Consider the following 17,029-nt stretch of genomic DNA (forward strand, 5'->3'; position numbering starts at 1 on the left):
TCGACGGACCGCTTTCCTCGCTCGGCTTCGTAAGGTCACTACATGACCGTTTTGGATGAGGCACCGGGTGAGCCGACGGACGCGCGCGGGCGAGTGGCCGAACTGCACGAGATCCGTGCCCAGGCGTTGGCCGGCCCCAGCGAGAAGGCGACCGAGGCGCAGCACGCCAAGGGCAAGCTGACCTCCCGGGAGCGCATCGAGCTGCTGCTGGACCCGGGCTCCTTCAACGAGGTCGAGCAGCTGCGCCGGCACCGGGCCACCGGGTTCGGTCTGGAGGCCAAGAAGCCGTACACCGACGGTGTGGTCACCGGCTGGGGCACGGTGGAGGGCCGTACGGTCTTCGTCTACGCACACGACTTCCGGATCTTCGGCGGGGCGCTGGGCGAGGCCCACGCCACGAAGATCCACAAGATCATGGACATGGCCATCGCGGCCGGTGCCCCGCTGGTCTCGCTCAACGACGGCGCGGGCGCCCGGATCCAGGAGGGTGTCTCGGCGCTGGCCGGCTACGGCGGCATCTTCCAGCGCAACACCCGGGCCTCGGGCGTCATCCCGCAGATCAGTGTGATGCTGGGCCCGTGTGCGGGCGGCGCGGCCTACAGCCCGGCCCTGACCGACTTCGTGTTCATGGTCCGCGAGACCTCGCAGATGTTCATCACCGGCCCGGACGTCGTCAAGGCGGTCACCGGCGAGGAGATCACCCAGAACGGCCTGGGCGGCGCGGACGTGCACGCCGAGACCAGCGGCGTGGCGCACTTCGCCTACGACGACGAGGAGACCTGCATCGCCGAGGTGCGCTACCTCCTGTCGATGCTCCCGCAGAACAACCGCGAGAACCCGCCGCGTGTGGAGCCCTCCGACCCGGTGGACCGCCGCAGCGACGTCCTCCTCGACCTGGTCCCGGCCGACGGCAACCGGCCCTACGACATGACCAAGGTCATCGAGGAGATCGTCGACGACGGCGACTACCTGGAGGTCCACGAGCGCTGGGCCCGCAACATCATCTGCGCCCTCGGCCGGCTCGACGGCCAGGTCGTCGGCATCGTCGCCAACCAGCCGCAGTCCCTGGCGGGCGTCCTGGACATCGAGGCCAGCGAGAAGGCCGCCCGCTTCGTGCAGATGTGCGACGCCTTCAACATCCCGATCATCACTCTTCTGGACGTGCCCGGCTTCCTGCCCGGCGTCGACCAGGAGCACGGTGGAATCATCCGCCACGGCGCGAAGCTGCTGTACGCCTACTGCAACGCCACCGTGCCCCGGATCTCGCTGATCCTGCGCAAGGCGTACGGAGGTGCCTACATCGTCATGGACAGCCAGTCCATCGGGGCCGACCTCACCTACGCGTGGCCCACCAACGAGATCGCCGTCATGGGCGCCGAAGGCGCCGCCAACGTCATCTTCCGGCGCCAGATCGCCGAGGCCGAGGACCCCGAGGCGATGCGGGTCCGGATGGTCAAGGAGTACAAGGCCGAGCTGATGCACCCGTACTACGCGGCCGAGCGCGGCCTCGTGGACGACGTGATCGACCCCGCGGACACCCGCGCGGTCCTCATCCGCTCCCTGGCGATGCTCCACACCAAGCACGCGGACCTGCCGTCCCGCAAGCACGGCAACCCGCCGCAGTAACCCGCCGGTTCCTTCGCGGTACCCCTGCGGAAACTTCTCTCACGGAGACTGACACCCATGAAGCTGCCTGACATTCGCGTCGAGAAGGGCCACGCCGAGCCGGAGGAAGTGGCCGCGATCACCGCGCTGCTGCTGGCCCGAGCGGCCGCGCAGCCGGAGGCCACGCCGGTCCACCGAGGCCGCCTCCGCGCGGGCTGGCGCCGCCTGGAGCGCGAGCCCGGCTTCCGGGCGCCGCACAGCTGGCGCTGAGCCTTGGTTTTCGAAGGGCCCTCTCCGAATGGAGGGGGTCCTTTCACGTGTGGGTCGGGTGCGGGCCCGGTGGGGCTTCTCGCGCAGTTCCCCGCGCCCCTGAAAAGCAGGGGCTGCGCCCCGTGCTTCTCGGCCCGTAGGCCGTTGTTTTTAGGGGCGCGGGGAACTGCGCGACCAGCCCCCACCGGATCCGCACCCGACCCACAACGAAGGGGACCCCTCCCGGAACAACGGGAAGGGGTCCCCTTTCATCGTCGGCTGAGCGCCGCAGGCCTACCGCAGGCGAGCCATCAGCGCATGCTCGACCAGCGTGATCAGCGCCGACTTCGCATCGGCCCGATGCCGCGCGTCCGTCGTGATGATCGGGGTGTCGGGGCCGATCTGCAGCGCCTCACGCACCTCGTCCGGGTTGTACGGCTGCTGCCCGTCGAAGCCGTTGAGGGCGATGACGAAGGGGAGCCCGCTGTTCTCGAAGTAGTCGACGGCCGGGAAGCAGTCGGCGAGACGACGGGTGTCGACCAGCACCACGGCACCGATGGCGCCGCGGACCAGGTCGTCCCACATGAACCAGAAGCGGTCCTGACCGGGGGTGCCGAACAGGTACAGGATCAGGTCCTGGTCGAGGGTGATACGGCCGAAGTCCATGGCGACCGTGGTGGTCGTCTTGTCCCCGGTGTGGGTGAGGTCGTCGATGCCCGCGGACGCGGACGTCATCACGGCCTCGGTACGCAGCGGGTTGATCTCCGAGACGGCCCCGACGAACGTGGTCTTGCCCACGCCGAAGCCACCCGCCACCACGATCTTCGCCGAGGTGGTGGAGCGGGAAGGACCGCCGCTAGAGCTTGCGAAGTCCACTGAGCACCCTTTCGAGCAGTGTCACGTCTGGCTGGCCGCCGGCGCTCTCGTCGCCGCCGGGCTGATGAATGGCGACCAGGCCCGCCTCCGCCAAGTCGGCGACGAGGATCCTGGCCACGCCGAGGGGGATGGTCAGCAGCGCCGAGATCTCGGCGACCGACTTGATCTCTCGGCAGAGGTTGCAGATCCGCTGATGCTCGGGCAACTGGCCCTGCATCTGGTGCGGCTGCGCGGTGGTGTGCACCAGCGCCTCGATGGCGAGCTGGTAACGCGGCCTGGTGCGGCCGCCCGTCATGGCGTACGGGCGCACCAGGGGGTTGGTCGCCGCCCCCGCGGGCGACGGCTCAGGGGTGCGGCGCTGCGGCTGCACGGGCTGGATGCGCGGCGCCGACGGCTGGTCGTACGGCGAGGGGCCGGGGCCCTGCGGTGCGTACGGCTGCTGGCGGCTCGGTGCGGAGGGGAAGTTGTACCGGTTCTGGTCACCCTGGCCCGGCCCCTGGCCAGGGTAGGACCAGTTGCCCGACGATGAACCGCCTGGGGGTGTTGCCACGTTCTCTCCTCCTCCGACTGTGCTGGCATCCATGGCTCATTGGAAGCCGCGTCCCGAAACCTTACGGCCCCGGGACGCCAAAACGCACCGTCTGACTGTTAGTTGAGCAGGCTGCCCTGGAGCTCCGCACGAAGATCGGGCGTCAGGACCGTACCGGCACGATCCACCAGAAGGGCCATCTCGTACCCGATGAGACCGATGTCGGCTTCCGGATGTGCGAGTACGGCGAGCGAGGAACCGTCGGAAATGGACATGATGAACAGGAATCCCCGCTCCATCTCCACAACCGTCTGATTGACGCTGCCACCTTCGAAAATGCGGGAGGCACCCGCGGTCAGAGAGGTCAGACCCGACGCGACGGCCGCCAGCTGGTCGGCGCGGTCGCGGGGAAACCCTTCGGACATCGCCAGAAGGAGTCCGTCGGCGGAGACCACCACCGTGTGCGACACCCCGGGGGTGTTGTCCACGAAATTGGTGATCAACCAGTTCAGGTTCTGTGCCGCCTGGCTCATCGGGCTCACACTAACGCTCCTGGTTGTAGGTGCTGTCAGGACCGAAGCCCTGGCCGTTCGTTTCACTGCCTGCGTTGCGCCCACGCTGGACACCTCGGCGCAGGTTGCTCAGCCTGCCCCGGACGTCCTCGGGAGCGCGGGAGATCTGTGGACCTCCCTGCGGGGTCGTCTTGGCGGCTCCCTCGACCAGGTTGGCCTTGGGCACCCGCCGAGGCAGGCCGGAGGAGGTGACCCCGCCCGCCTTGGGCTTCTTCAGCTGGGAGGCCTGCTGCCAGCGCTCGTCGTTGGTCGAGCGCCAGTCGCCGTTCGGTCCCCCGGCCGTCGGCTGGTCCTGGGCCACTTCCTGCCGTCCGGTCGCGGCGCCCGCGCTCGTGCCGCCCGCGCTCGCGGCGGAGCCGCGGCGGGGAAGGCCGGCGTCGGTCAGCGTGTGGCCGGCGGAAGGGGTGGATCCCGGACGGTCGAAGCCTACGCGGTCCGGCTCCTTCACGTCAGCGGCCTGCGCAGATTCCGGTTCCGGAGCGTACTCGGAGCGGTACGAGCTCTGGTAGTCCTGCTGCTGCGGCCAGTCGTCCTGATAGGACTGCTCCTCGAAGCCCGCGTACGTCTCCGGGGCGTTCGCGGCGGCGGCCGCGTGCTCCTCCTGCACGGACTCCGCATAGGCGGGCTCGGGGTAACCGCCGGTAGCGGTGAACGTGTCGTTCCCCCCCGGGAGGTGCCCGTTGCCGTTCGCCACGCCGTTGTTCTGGCCGAAGTACGCCTCGTCGTACGACGGCTGCTGCGGCTCCTCGTACGGCGTCTGCTGGTCGTAGGACCGCTGCGGGTCCACGTACGCGGTCGCGCCGTTGTCGTAGGACGGCTCGGGCGACTGGAAGTCGTCGCCGTAGCGCGGCGCCTCGCCGGCGGGCAGCTGCGGGTTGTGCGCCTGGGACTCCAGAGCCGCCCGGCGCTCCTCGCGCATCAGGGAACGGCCCACGGGGTCCAGGTCGCGGATGTCGTCCGGAACGTCGTACCGGCTGTCGTCGAAGCCCAGCTCGGCGGCGGTCCGCATCGGGGCGACGCCCGGCTGCTGGAACGAGTGCTGCTCCGGGATGATCTGCGAGACCGTGAACTCGTCGGCCGACGGCTGGTGCTGCTCGCCACCGCCACCGTGGGTGATGACGTCGGGCAGCATGACCAGCGAGGTCGTACCGGCCTGCTCGCCCGAGGGGCGGAGCTGGACCCGGATGCCGTGCCGGTCGGACAGCCGGCCGACCACGAACAGACCCATGCGCTGCGAGATCGCGGCGTCCACGGTCGGCGGGTTGGCCAGCTTGTGGTTGATGTCCGCGAAGTCCTCGGCGGTGAGGCCGATGCCCTTGTCGTGGATCTCGATCATCACGCGGCCGTCGGGGAGACGGGTCGCGGTGACGCGGACCTTGGTCTGCGGGGAGGAGAACGTGGTGGCGTTCTCCAGGAGCTCGGCCAGCAGGTGCACGAGGTCGGTCACGGCGCGGCCGTGGATCTCGGCCTCCGGGACGCCGGAGAGCTCGATGCGCTCGTACTGCTCCACCTCGGAGGAGGCGGCGCGCAGCACGTCGATCAGCGGGACCGGCTGGTCCCAGCGGCGGCCGGGCTCCTCACCGGCGAGGACCAGCAGGTTCTCGCCGTTGCGGCGCATGCGGGTGGCCAGGTGGTCCAGCTTGAAGAGGTTCTCCAGCTGGTCGGGGTCGGCCTCGTTGTTCTCCAGGTCGGTGATCAGGGTCAGCTGGCCCTCGATCAGCGACTGGTTGCGGCGCGAGAGGTTGGTGAAGATCGCGTTGATGTTGCCCCGCAGCAGTGCCTGCTCGGCGGCGAGCCGCACGGCCTCGCGGTGGACCTGGTCGAAGGCGCGGGCGACCTCGCCGATCTCGTCCGTGGAGGTGATCGGGATCGGCGCGACCCGGGTGTCGACCCGGCCGGGGTCGGTGCGCGAGAGCTGGTCGACCAGCATCGGCAGGCGCTGCTCGGCGATGCCGAAGGCGGCGTTGCGCAGCTGGCGCATCGAGCGGCTCATCTGGCGGGCCATGATCCCGGCGAGGATGAAGGCGGCGAGCAGGGCGACGATGACGATGGCGCCGTTGATGTAGGCGTCGCGCTGGGCGTCGGAGGCGATCTGGCCGGCCTCGGACACCGCCCTGTTGATCAGCTCGGTCTCGACCTCGCTGTAGCCCTCGAACTTCAGCGTGGAGGCCGCCATCCAGTTCTGGTAGGTGACGCCCTGCTTGGCGAGGTCCTCGGGGGATGCACCGCTGCCGATCGCCTGGACCATCTTCAGCATGGTGTCCGGCGGCGCGACGTAGTCCGGGTCCTTCGCGGCGGCCTCGGCCACCTGCTTCTTGCCCTCTTCGGTCTTCTGCGCCATCACGGACTCGAGCCGCGCGGCGTCGGCCTCGGTGCCGCCGGAGACGTACTCCTGTACGGCGATGTTCTCCAGGTAGGCGTAGGAGGTGAAGGCGGTGACCTGCTGGCGGCGGACCTTCTCGTCCTCGCTGGGCCGGATCAGCAGGTGCGTGCCGATCGAACGCTGCAGCGAGGCGGCGCCCTTGGCGAGCGTGACCGCGTAGACCGTGCGGCCGTACGCGGTGATGTTGCCGGTACCGAGGCCGAGCTCGTTGGAGAACTCCGCCAGGAGGTGCTCGACGGTGACGTAGCCCTCTTCGGTCTGTACCGGGTCGGCGGCCCGGGTGAAGGCCGTCTGCCGGAGTTTCTCCAGCGCCGGCTCGGCCTCCTCCACCAGACGCAGACGCCGCTCCAGGCCCTGCCCGGCGGGCATCCCGACGACCTCGGCGTGGAAGGCGTCCGCCTTCTCGTCGGTGAAGGCGCGGGCATCCTTGACGACCTCGCTGTCGCGGTCGCCCTCCAGCAGCGGCTGGGCGGAGAGGTCACGCTCGTTGAGCAGTGCCTCGGCGTAGATACCGGCGGCGGCCACGATCTTGGCGACCTTCTCGGCGTCCTTCGCTTCCTGCCAGGTGTCGATCGAGCCCTTCACCTGGAAGCCGCCCATGATCAGGCCGACCAGCACGGGTATGAGGAGGATCGCGTTCAGGCGAGTGGGTACACGCCAGTTGCGGGGGGAGAGACGACTGCCGCTGGGCGCGGGAGCTGCCGTCGGCTCCGGTCCGGTCACTTGTGCGGGTGCCGCTCCGCGCGGCGGCGGGGTGAAGTTGCCCCGCGCCGACGGCTCGGGACCTTTCTTGCTTCGCCTCACTCGACCAACAACCTCTCGGCGCCGGCACCTACGTCGTGCCGCGGGTGACTCCACGCCCTAGTACGTCTTTGACTAATGGGCAGTTCAGGCATTCCAGCACGTCACGCTGAGGACTTCCAAACACTGGGAGGCAACGATTCCGCGTGATGTAAGTCCCAGATAAAACGGTCATAAAGAGCGAGCCCCAGCAAAAAGCGGGGGCATTGTGAGCGCAGCGGCACCGATCGACCGCGACGCGTGGTCGTACCACCCTATTTCTCTGTCGAAACGTTATGAACACCGGGGCCGACCGTGTCAAAGGACACAGCCGGCTCCGGTGTAACTACGACAACTGCCGTATGACGTTGTGGACTTGGGTCCTGTTTTGGGCCCAGTCGTGGTGCTTCGGCGCCTGTTCCCTAGCGCAGCCGCGCCATGAGCGCGTGCTCGACCAGGGTGATCAGGGCCGACTTGGCGTCCGCGCGGTGGCGGGCGTCCGTCGTGATGATCGGGGCGTCGGGGCCGATCTGCAGTGCCTCACGCACCTCGTCGGGCGTGTACGGCTGGTGCCCGTCGAAGCCGTTGAGGGCGATGACGAAGGGGAGCCCGCTGTTCTCGAAGTAGTCGACGGCCGGGAAGCAGTCGGCGAGACGACGGGTGTCGACCAGCACCACGGCACCGATGGCGCCGCGGACCAGGTCGTCCCACATGAACCAGAAGCGGTCCTGACCGGGGGTGCCGAACAGGTACAGGATCAGGTCCTGGTCGAGGGTGATACGGCCGAAGTCCATGGCGACCGTGGTGGTCGTCTTGTCCCCGGTGTGGGTGAGGTCGTCGATGCCCGCGGACGCGGACGTCATCACGGCCTCGGTACGCAGCGGGTTGATCTCCGAGACGGCCCCGACGAACGTGGTCTTGCCCACGCCGAAACCGCCCGCCACCACGATCTTCGCGGAGGTGGTGGCCCGTCCCGCTTCAGAGCTTCCGAAGTCCACTGAGCACCCTTTCCAGCAGAGTCACGTCCGGAGCGCCACCGGCGTTCTCGTCGCCACCGGGCTGATGGATCGCGACGAGTCCGGCCTCGGCGAGGTCCGCGACCAGGATCCGTGCCACACCGAGCGGCATGGACAGCAGGGCCGACACCTCGGCCACCGACTTCACCTCGTGGCACAGGTGACAGATCCGCTGGTGCTCGGGGAGCAGCCCCATCAGGTGGGCGGGGTCTGCCGTCGTGCTGATCAGCGCCTCGAGGGCGAGCTGGTATCGCGGCCGCGTCCGGCCACCGGTCATGGCGTAGGGCCGTACCAGCGGCTGGTCGCCCTCGTCTCCGTACGGCTCTGCGTACGGATCGTGAGGAGCGGTGGGCGGGGTCATTGATCCTCCGAGCGGGACAGCAAGTCGGTCAGTCGTGCCGTCTGACGGGGGCCGGTGGGGGGACTGCGTCGGCCGGACGGTGATGTGGTGAATTCTGTGATTCCGCAGGCGTCAGTGGAGCAGACTGCCTTGGAGTTCGGCGCGCAGGTCGGGCGTGAGCACGGCGCCCGCGCGGTCGACGAGCAGCGCCATCTCGTAACCGACCAGGCCGATGTCGCACTCGGGGTGGGCGAGGACGGCCAGGGACGATCCGTCGGAGACGGACATGAGGAAGAGGAATCCGCGTTCCATCTCGACCACGGTCTGGGCCACGTCCCCGCCCTCGAAGATCCGGGACGCCCCGGCCGTGAGCGAGGTGAGTCCGGAGGCGACGGCCGCGAGCTGATCGGCACGGTCGCGCGGAAAACCTTCCGACATCGCCAGAAGAAGACCGTCGGCGGACACGACGACGGTGTGGGACACCCCGGGGGTGTTGTCCACGAAGTTGGTGATCAACCAGTTGAGGTTCTGTGCCGCCTGGCTCATCTGGCTCAACTAACGCTCCTGCTGGTGAGTGGGGCTCGGGAAGCTGCCGGTCTGGCCGTTGCCGGCCTGTCGACCCTGCGCGATGCCCCGACGGAGATTGGTCAGCCGGCCGCGTACGTCGTCAGGCGAACGCGAGACCTGCGGACCGGTTTGGTGCTGTTGCTGCTGAGCCGTGCCCGGCACGAGGTTGGCGCGCGGGACCCGGCGCGGCAGGCCGGAGGTGGTGACCCCGCCCGCCGAGGGTTGACGGGCTCGTTCGGCCTGGCGGACCAGGTCGTCGTTGGGAGTGCTGCGCCAGCTGGAGGAGGCCGACGCGGCGGGAGCGGCAGGACGCTGGGGAGCGGCCGCCGGACGCTGGGGCGCCGGAGCGGTGTGCTGCTGAGGCGCGGAACCGTTGCCCTGCTGCTGACCGCTCTGACCGCTCTGGCCGCTCTGACCGCTCTGGCCGTTCTGGCCGCCCTGACCGTGGAACCAGTTGGTCTCCAGCGTGTCGTACAGCGGTGTACGGCCGTCCATCGGGCCCGTCGCCGGGGGCAGTGCCTCCGGCTCCTGCGGACGCGCGGGACGCTGCGGGGGCACCGGGGGCCGCTGCGGCGGAACCGGCGGGCGGGGCGCGCCGTAGTTCTCGCCGTTGACCTGCGGCCGCTCGAACTGACCGGTGTCCTGCGGGTTCTGCCGACCCGGCGCACCGTACTGCCCGGCGCCCTGCGGGTTCTGCCGACCCGGAGCCGGGAACTGGCCCGTGCCGGAGCCGTCGTAGCCCGGCGTGGCGAACTGCCCGGTGGATGACTGGTCCTGCGGGGTGCCGCGGGACGGCCCGGTGGGCGCCGGCGGAGCACCGGCCCCGCCGAACACGTCGGAGCGGACGTAGGACCCGGTGCCGTTCTGCGGGGTGCCCGCACCGGGGCGCCGGCTGTCGAAGTCGCCCTGCGGCGAACGCGGGAAGTCGTCGGACGGGCCAGGACCCTGGTGGGGGTCGACGCGCGGCATCGGCGCGGTGACGTCCGGCTGCTCCTCGTGGCCGCGCGGGGCGTCCAGCGAGGCGCGCGGCACCGGCGGCTGCGCGTTGTCGTCGCTCCAGCTCGGCCGCGCCGGGGAGTTGCCACCGGGCAGCTCGGCGCGTGCGCCACCGCGGCCGGGCAGCTGCGGGCGACGCCTGCCGGAACGTTCCTTGCCCTGCTTGGGCGGCACGGCGCCGGGGCCGTTGTCGGCGCCGCCCGGCCGTCCCGCACCGGTGTCACCGGGACCGCCGGCCGGGCGCATGCCCGAACCGGTGGGGAAGCCGCTCTGGCGTCCGGAGTCGTCGAAGCTCTCGAAGCCGCCCGGAGTACCGGTCCCGGCAGCCTGCAGCCCCTGCGGGGCACCCGGCGCCTGACGGCCGCCGAACCCACCGGCACCGGCACCCGCCGGAGCCGGCCGGCCGCCCTGCGGGGACATCGGCGGGCCGCCCTGCGGCCCACGCGGGGCGCCGGGGTTGCCGAAGCCGCCAGGACCACTGGGGTTGCCGGGCAGCGCGGCCCGCGGACCCTGGCCCGCGCCGACCTGCCCACGCTGCGGCGCTCCGCCCAGGAGTCCACCACCGGCGGAGGGACCGCCGAGCGGCGGACCCGACTGGTTGCCCGTCTGGCGACGCGCGGCCGCGGCACCGGCCGCGGCCTGCGCGGCTGCGGGGCCACCGGTGGAGGGGGCACCCTGACCGGGCTTGCCCGGGGAGGGCTTCTTGTTGCCCTGGGCCACGTCGACGGGAAGCATGACGAGCGCGGTCGTACCGCCCGAGTCGGACGGACGCAGCTGGATGCGGATGCCGTGGCGCTGCGACAGACGACCGACCACGAACAGACCCATGCGCCGGGAGACCGACACGTCCACGGTGGGCGGCGAGGCGAGCCGCTCGTTGATCGCCGCGAGGTCCTCGGGGGAGAGGCCGATACCGGTGTCGTGGATCTCGATCAGCACACGGCCGTCGGGCAGCGCGTGACCGGTGACCTTGACCTTGGTCTGCGGCGAGGAGAAGGAGGTCGCGTTCTCGAGCAGCTCGGCGAGCAGGTGCACGAGGTCGTTGACGACCCGGCCGGCCACTTCGGTGGTGGGCACGGCGGCCAGCTCGATGCGCTCGTACTGCTCCACCTCGGACGCGGCGGCGCGGAGCACGTCGACCAGCGGGACCGGACGGGTCCAGCGGCGGCCGGGCTCTTCACCGGCGAGGACGAGGAGGTTCTCACCGTTACGGCGCATGCGGGTGGCGAGGTGGTCGAGCTTGAAGAGGGAGGACAGCTGGTCCGGGTCGGCCTCGCGGGACTCCAGTTCGGAGATGAGCGACAGCTGACGCTGGATGAGGCCCTGCGAGCGGCGCGAGAGGTTGGTGAACATCGCGTTGACGTTGCCCCGCAGGAGGGCCTGCTCGGCGGCGAGGCGGACGGCCTCGCGGTGCACGTCGTCGAAGGCCGCGGCCACCTGGCCGATCTCGTCCCGGGAGTGCACACCGACCGATTCGACGGAGGTGTCGACGTCCTGCGGGTCCGATTCCGAGAGCTGCTTGACCAGCTCGGGCAGCCGGTCCTGGGCGACCTTGGTCGCGGTGTCCTGCAGCCGTCGCAGCGAGCGGATCATGGACCGGGCCACGACGAAGGCGCCGACGAGGGAGACACCGAGGACGAGCAGGATGAGCGCACCGGAGATGATCGCCTCTTGCTCGGCGTCGGCGCGCAGGTTGCGAGCGGTCTGCTCCATCTGCTCGAGGAGCGAGCCCTCGATCTTCTTCATCTGCTCGATCTTGGCCGACGAGTCGTCGGTCCAGTCCCGGTACGAGCGGTTGTCCTGGCCGCCCAGACCGCCGGCGCTGGCGAGCACCCGGTCCGCGTAGACGTCGGCGGCCTCGATGGTGGGGCTCGCGTCGTCGATCGGCTTGGTCAGTTCCTCGGCACCGGATCCGTAGATGTCGGTGAAGGTCCTGCGGTCCGACTCCTCGTTCGACAGGGCCGAGTTCGCGTAGAGCCGGTCGTTCTCGGAGAGCTTGCCGGCCTTGTCGTCGGTCGCGGGGAGCGCCGCCGCGATGACCGCGCGCTGGATGGAGGCGTACTCCTTCGCGGAGGAGAAGGCCGCGAGGGCACGGGTCCGCTTGATCATGTCCGGGTTGCTGGTGGCCTCGGCCATGTCCGTGGACAGGTCCAGCAGCTGGGAGATCAGTCGGTGGTAGGCCTCGACCGTCTGCGTGGAGTTCTTGGGGTCCACGTAGGCGTTCTTGCGGATGCTGCTGAGCTTGTAGAGCTCGCGCACCACCCGGACGAGGCTGTCGCGGACGCCGGGCATCTTCGCGGTGGTGTTCGCGGTCTCGGCGGCCTGGGTCGCGTCCGTGAACTGGACGCGGGCCTGGTCCGTCTTCTCGCGGGTGCCCTTGACGGTGAAGTCGGTGGCGTCCAGACCGTGCGCGAGGGGACCGGCCGACAGGTCGCGCTCCTGCTGGAGCGCGGCGGCGAGTTCGGTCGCCTGCTTGGTCATGTCGGTCAGCAGCCGCATGTTGTCGAGCTGCTGGATGTCGTCCACGTTGTCGCCGATGCGCAGCGCACCGAGCGAGGTCGCCGCCACCACGGGGAGCGCGAGCAGCGACACGAGACGGGTCGAGATGCGCCAGTTGCGCAGGGCTATTCGGGAGCCGCTACCAGCTCCGGTCTTGGTGCCGCCCTTGGGCTTGCCGGGCGGTACGGGAGCAACTGACGAGCCGGGGCGCCCGGAGCGCTCCCCGCCGTCGCCGATCTCCGCCGGACCCGGGTTCTGGGCGTGCTGGGGGGAGGAACCGTTGCCGGTTCCGTTGTGTGGCTCCGGCTCCGCCGAAGCGCTGCCATCCCTCTTGAAACGTCCCTGCACTAGCGTCGCAACCTCTGGACCAGGCGCCCCACCGCGTGAACGGCGGGACGGTGTCGGCGTCTTCGGGGGCGCCCTGAATACGTCCCCAATTGGTGGTCGTGAGTGACCGGCGCTGGCTCCCCCTTCCACCGCCACCAGGCGCTGTTCTTGCGCCCCTGCGCGCCGGCACGATCCGGCGGCGGTCCGTGGAATTCCAGCACAGTGCCGGATCTCCAACAAGGCCAATGGGTAACGGTCTGTTCACTGTGACAGCATGTGAGGACTACGTCACCAGGCGTGGAAGCTGTTTCCGTTTATTACGGACATACCCGTGCGATCCAGGGGTGTGAGCGGGGTGTCCCAGTCGCCATGATCAGGAGCGGAATGCGTGCTTCAGGTCGCTTATGTCGGTTTCACGGGGGCGAGTTGATAGCCCGGATTGCCTGTTTTGCCCATGAGTGAGTGAGCAAACTCACACGCCGATCATGCCTTCTTCACGACTTGACCCGGGAATCGGATGTTTAGCCTGACGCTTTACAGGGATGGCGAATCCGACAACCCGCGCTTGTGGGACGGCCCTTCCGGCCCGCCCGGCGCCCGTACACGACGAGGTCCAGGACAACAGTGAAGACGACGACGATGTTCCGCACGATAGCCAACCCCCGGCGCACGACCCTGGCCCACCTCGAAGACGCCGAGGACCTGCGTACGCCGGAGCAGGAGCACTCCGTCGACCTCCCCTCCGTGACCGCCAACCCCCGCCGGACGGTCCTGATGACGGTCCCGGTCCAGGCGGCGGAGTAGTTGCAGGGTCAAGTACGCGCGGAATCCGCCGATCACTCAAGTCGGTTCCTGTGAAGAATCAGCGGATTCCTGTGAGAGCTTCGCGGAAGGGTGCCCGGCACGTGCCGGGCACCCTTCCGCGCGTGTACCGGGGTTAATACGCGAGGCGGCCACCCCGCCCCGCGTTAGCCTGGACCGTCAGACTCCAGCCAGCTCAGTTAAGGGGCGCAAGCATCCCGTGCGCATCGCCAGGTTCTCCATCGACGGGAACGTAGCCTTCGGCGCGGTCGAGGGCGACAAGCCGGACGAGCTCGTCCTCGACATCATCAAGGGCATCCCGTTCGCGGACTTCGAGCTCTCCGGGACGAAGGTCCCGGTCAACAAGGTCAGGCTGCTGCCGCCGGTGCTCCCCAACAAGGTCGTGGCCTTCGGCCGCAACTACGCCGAACACGCCCGCGAGCTGGGCAACGAGGTCCCCGACGCCCCGTTCGCCTTCTTCAAGCCCGCCACCTCGGTGATCGGTCCCGGCGACGAGATCCAGTACCCCTCCTTCTCCGAGGATCTCCACCACGAGGCCGAGCTGGCCGTCGTCATCGGCCGGATGTGCCGCGAGGTCCCGCGCGAACGCGTCAAGGACGTGATCTTCGGCTACACCTGCGCCAACGACATCACCGCCCGTGACGTCCAGAAGCGGGAGAAGCAGTGGGCCAGGGCCAAGGGCTTCGACACCTCCTGCCCGCTGGGCCCCTGGGTGGAGACCGACCTCGACCCGAGCGACCTGACCATCCAGCTCACCGTCAACGGCGGGCAGCGCCAGCTCGGCCGGACGAGCGAGATGATCAATTCCATCGAGGACCTGATCGTCAACATCACCGAGGCCATGACGCTGCTCCCCGGCGACGTGATCCTCACGGGCACCCCGGCAGGGGTCGGCCCCCTCAACGTCGGCGACGAGGTCGCCGTCACCATCGAAGGCATCGGCACTCTCACCAACAAGGTGATCAAGCGTGGCTAACGGCTCCGTCCGCGTACGTTTCTGTCCGTCCCCGACCGGCAACCCTCATGTGGGCCTGGTCCGCACGGCCCTGTTCAACTGGGCGTTCGCCCGCCACACCGGCGGCACGTTCGTCTTCCGCATCGAGGACACCGACGCGGCCCGCGACTCCGAGGAGTCCTACGAGCAGCTCCTGGACTCCCTGCGCTGGCTGGGCTTCACCTGGGACGAGGGGCCCGAGATCGGCGGCCCGCACGCGCCGTACCGCCAGTCGCAGCGCATGGAGACGTACCGGGAGGTGGCCGAGAAGCTCAAGGACGCCGGCCACGCCTACTACTGCTACTGCACCGCCTCCGAGCTGGAGGAGCGCCGCGACGCCGCCCGCGCCGCCGGGAAGCCCTCCGGCTACGACGGCAAGTGCCGCGAGGTCACGCCGGAGCAGAAGGCGCAGTACGAGGCCGAGGGCCGCGAGCCGATCGTCCGCTTCCGGATGCCCGACGAGACGATCACCTTCACGGACCTGGTCCGCGGCGAGCTGACCTTCACCCCGGAGAACGTGCCGGACTACGGCATCGTCCGCGCCAACGGGGCCCCGCTCTACACGCTGGTCAACCCGGTCGACGACGCCCTGATGGAGATCACCCACGTCCTGCGCGGCGAGGACCTGCTCTCCTCCACCCCCCGCCAGATCGCCCTCTACAAGGCGCTGATCGAGCTGGGCATCGCCAAGGAGGTCCCCTCCTTCGGTCACCTGCCGTACGTGATGGGCGAGGGCAACAAGAAGCTGTCGAAGCGCGACCCGCAGTCGTCGCTCAACCTCTACCGCGAGCGCGGCTTCCTGCCCGAGGGCCTGCTCAACTACCTCTCCCTGCTCGGCTGGTCGCTCTCCGCGGACCAGGACATCTTCACGATCGAGGAGATGGTCGCCGCCTTCGACATCGCCGACGTGAACCCCAACCCGGCCCGCTTCGACCTGAAGAAGGCCGAGGCGATCAACGCCGACCACATCCGTCTGCTGGACGTGAAGGAGTTCACCGAGCGCTGTGCCCCCTGGCTGAAGGCCCCCTTCGCCCCCTGGGCGCCGGAGGATTTCGACGAGGCCAAGTGGGAGGCCATCGCCCCGCACGCGCAGACCCGCCTCAAGGTCCTCTCGGAGATCACGGAGAACGTGGACTTCCTGTTCCTGCCGGAGCCGGCCGAGGACGAGGCCAGCTGGACCAAGGCCATGAAGGAGGGCTCCGACGCCCTGCTCCGCACGGCCCGCGAGAAGCTGGAGTCCGCCGACTGGACCTCGGCCGAGTCCCTGAAGGAGGCCGTCCTGGCCGCCGGCGAGGCGCACGGCCTCAAGCTCGGCAAGGCCCAGGCCCCCGTCCGCGTCGCCGTCACCGGCCGCACGGTCGGCCTCCCCCTCTTCGAGTCCCTGGAGATCCTGGGCAAGGAGAAGACCCTGGCGAGGATCGACGCGGCGCTGGCCAGGCTGGCCGCGTGACGCGCGCACGCGACGCCCTCGTGTGACGAACGACGCAGGTGAGGGGCGGCACCCGGAGGACAGGGTGCCGCCCCTCGTCGTCCCGTCCTGCGGACAGGACGGCCGCCCTGCGGCTACGGTCGGATCATGGACATCAAGGCGGTGCTCTGGGACGTCGACGACACCCTCTTCGACTACACGGCGGCCGACCGGGCCGGAATGCGGGACCATCTCACCGCCGAGGGCCTGCTGCCCGGGCACGAGTCGGTCGAGGAGGCCCTCACCCGCTGGCGCGACCTCACCAGCCTGCACTGGCGCCGGTACGCGGCGGGCGAGGGTGACTGGGAGTCCACCCGCCGTGACCGGGTCCGCGACTTCCAGGGCCGGCCCCTGACCGACGCGGAGGCCGACGCCTGGTTCGAGCGCTATGTCGCGCACTACGAGCGGGCCTGGTCGCTCTTTCCGGACGTCCTGCCCGTGCTCGACGCCCTCGCCGCCAGCCACCGGCACGCGGTGCTCTCCAACTCCAGCCTCCCCGTCCAGGAACGCAAGCTGCGCACCCTCGGGGTGTGGGACCGCTTCGAGACGGTGCTGTGCGCCGAGCAACTGGGGGTCCACAAGCCGGCCGCCGAGGCCTTCCACGTGGCCTGCGAGGCGCTGGAACTGCCTCCGCACGAGGTCGCGTACGTCGGCGACCACCCGGAGATCGACGGCCGGGGCGCCGCCGACGCCGGTCTGCTGTCCGTCTGGATCGACCGCGGCGGGCTCTACGCGACCGTCGACCCGCCCGTCGGGCCGCACCGGATCGCCACCCTCGCCGAACTCCCCGCGATCCTCGGCTCGGATACCCGTTTTGGAGCGCCGTCCACCTTCGGGTAATGTTCTTTCTGCGCCGCCGGAGAGCGGGCCGAAAGGCCGGAACCGACGGAGCGAACTAGAACAAGATCCCCTCAGGGGCTTGCGTTCCAGTGGCCTATGGTGTAATTGGCAGCACGACTGATTCTGGTTCAGTTAGTCTTGGTTCGAGTCCAGGTAGGCCAGCTCG

General features: G+C 69.7%; 14 protein-coding genes and 1 tRNA gene. 7 read left to right on the plus strand and 8 right to left on the minus strand.

Annotation, left to right across the window (positions count from 1 at the left end):
* Nucleotides 1-42: 42 nt before the first annotated feature.
* On the plus strand, nt 43-1,626 hold the full coding sequence (locus tag GWK25_RS08255) for an acyl-CoA carboxylase subunit beta (RefSeq protein ID WP_215449160.1): 1,584 nt from the start codon (nt 43-45) through the stop codon (nt 1,624-1,626).
* Nucleotides 1,627-1,683: 57 nt separating this feature from the next.
* Complete coding sequence (locus GWK25_RS08260) at nt 1,684-1,875, plus strand: acyl-CoA carboxylase epsilon subunit (protein WP_215449161.1); 192 nt, start codon at nt 1,684-1,686, stop codon at nt 1,873-1,875.
* Nucleotides 1,876-2,148: 273 nt separating this feature from the next.
* Here the strand turns inward: GWK25_RS08260 and GWK25_RS08265 are convergent, their stop codons facing one another.
* From GWK25_RS08265 to GWK25_RS08300, 8 genes are all read right to left on the minus strand, one after another.
* Nucleotides 2,149-2,730 (minus strand): ATP/GTP-binding protein, encoded by a 582-nt coding sequence (locus GWK25_RS08265; protein WP_043432136.1) that lies wholly within the window; start codon nt 2,728-2,730, stop codon nt 2,149-2,151.
* Nucleotides 2,711-3,280: a DUF742 domain-containing protein gene (locus GWK25_RS08270; protein WP_215449162.1), complete on the minus strand. Its 570-nt coding sequence runs from the start codon at nt 3,278-3,280 to the stop codon at nt 2,711-2,713. Before GWK25_RS08270 ends, GWK25_RS08265 begins: the two co-directional genes overlap by 20 nt.
* A 98-nt stretch (nt 3,281-3,378) precedes the next feature.
* Nucleotides 3,379-3,792, minus strand: coding sequence for a roadblock/LC7 domain-containing protein (locus tag GWK25_RS08275; RefSeq protein ID WP_004983065.1), 414 nt, complete (start codon nt 3,790-3,792; stop codon nt 3,379-3,381).
* A 10-nt stretch (nt 3,793-3,802) separates the two neighbouring features.
* Nucleotides 3,803-7,018, minus strand: a complete 3,216-nt coding sequence (locus tag GWK25_RS08280; RefSeq protein ID WP_215449163.1) for a nitrate- and nitrite sensing domain-containing protein — start codon at nt 7,016-7,018, stop codon at nt 3,803-3,805.
* A gap of 398 nt (nt 7,019-7,416) precedes the next feature.
* Entirely contained in the window at nt 7,417-7,992 is a 576-nt protein-coding gene (locus GWK25_RS08285) for an ATP/GTP-binding protein (protein ID WP_215449164.1), read from the minus strand.
* On the minus strand, nt 7,973-8,371 hold the full coding sequence (locus GWK25_RS08290) for a DUF742 domain-containing protein (protein ID WP_009314205.1): 399 nt from the start codon (nt 8,369-8,371) through the stop codon (nt 7,973-7,975). Before GWK25_RS08290 ends, GWK25_RS08285 begins: the two co-directional genes overlap by 20 nt.
* A gap of 111 nt (nt 8,372-8,482) precedes the next feature.
* A complete protein-coding gene (locus tag GWK25_RS08295) occupies nt 8,483-8,896 on the minus strand; it encodes a roadblock/LC7 domain-containing protein (protein WP_005479910.1) in 414 nt (137 codons plus the stop codon).
* 9 nt (nt 8,897-8,905) lie between these two features.
* The gene (locus GWK25_RS08300; RefSeq protein WP_215449165.1) at nt 8,906-12,760 is read right to left on the minus strand and encodes a nitrate- and nitrite sensing domain-containing protein; all 3,855 of its coding nucleotides are present in this window, start codon (nt 12,758-12,760) and stop codon (nt 8,906-8,908) included.
* A gap of 603 nt (nt 12,761-13,363) precedes the next feature.
* On the opposite strand from GWK25_RS08300, the gene GWK25_RS08305 reads away from it, so the two are divergent.
* From GWK25_RS08305 to GWK25_RS08325, 5 genes are all read left to right on the plus strand, one after another.
* On the plus strand, nt 13,364-13,543 hold the full coding sequence (locus tag GWK25_RS08305) for a hypothetical protein (protein ID WP_184899770.1): 180 nt from the start codon (nt 13,364-13,366) through the stop codon (nt 13,541-13,543).
* 217 nt (nt 13,544-13,760) lie between these two features.
* Nucleotides 13,761-14,537 (plus strand): fumarylacetoacetate hydrolase family protein, encoded by a 777-nt coding sequence (locus GWK25_RS08310; RefSeq protein WP_215449166.1) that lies wholly within the window; start codon nt 13,761-13,763, stop codon nt 14,535-14,537.
* Nucleotides 14,530-16,005 carry a glutamate--tRNA ligase gene (gene gltX / locus GWK25_RS08315; RefSeq protein ID WP_215449167.1) on the plus strand — a complete coding sequence of 492 codons (1,476 nt, stop codon included), beginning with the start codon at nt 14,530-14,532 and terminating at the stop codon, nt 16,003-16,005. Before GWK25_RS08310 ends, gltX begins: the two co-directional genes overlap by 8 nt.
* 126 nt (nt 16,006-16,131) lie before the next feature.
* A complete protein-coding gene (locus GWK25_RS08320) occupies nt 16,132-16,863 on the plus strand; it encodes an HAD family hydrolase (RefSeq protein WP_215449168.1) in 732 nt (243 codons plus the stop codon).
* Nucleotides 16,864-16,953: 90 nt separating this feature from the next.
* Nucleotides 16,954-17,025 (plus strand) — tRNA-Gln (locus GWK25_RS08325).
* Nucleotides 17,026-17,029: the final 4 nt, after the last annotated feature.

Origin of the sequence: Streptomyces sp. ATCC 21386 (assembly GCF_018728545.1) — a bacterium.
In the GTDB taxonomy this organism is placed as follows: Bacteria; Actinomycetota; Actinomycetes; order Streptomycetales; family Streptomycetaceae; genus Streptomyces.

Coding starts and splice junctions, on each gene's coding strand:
- GWK25_RS08275 (WP_004983065.1), bottom strand. CDS start 3,792: ATGAGCCAGGCGGCACAGAACCTGAACTGGTTGATCACCAATTTCGTG.
- GWK25_RS08290 (WP_009314205.1), bottom strand. CDS start 8,371: ATGACCCCGCCCACCGCTCCTCACGATCCGTACGCAGAGCCGTACGGA.
- GWK25_RS08260 (WP_215449161.1), top strand. CDS start 1,684: ATGAAGCTGCCTGACATTCGCGTCGAGAAGGGCCACGCCGAGCCGGAG.
- GWK25_RS08255 (WP_215449160.1), top strand. CDS start 43: ATGACCGTTTTGGATGAGGCACCGGGTGAGCCGACGGACGCGCGCGGG.
- GWK25_RS08295 (WP_005479910.1), bottom strand. CDS start 8,896: ATGAGCCAGGCGGCACAGAACCTCAACTGGTTGATCACCAACTTCGTG.
- GWK25_RS08320 (WP_215449168.1), top strand. CDS start 16,132: ATGGACATCAAGGCGGTGCTCTGGGACGTCGACGACACCCTCTTCGAC.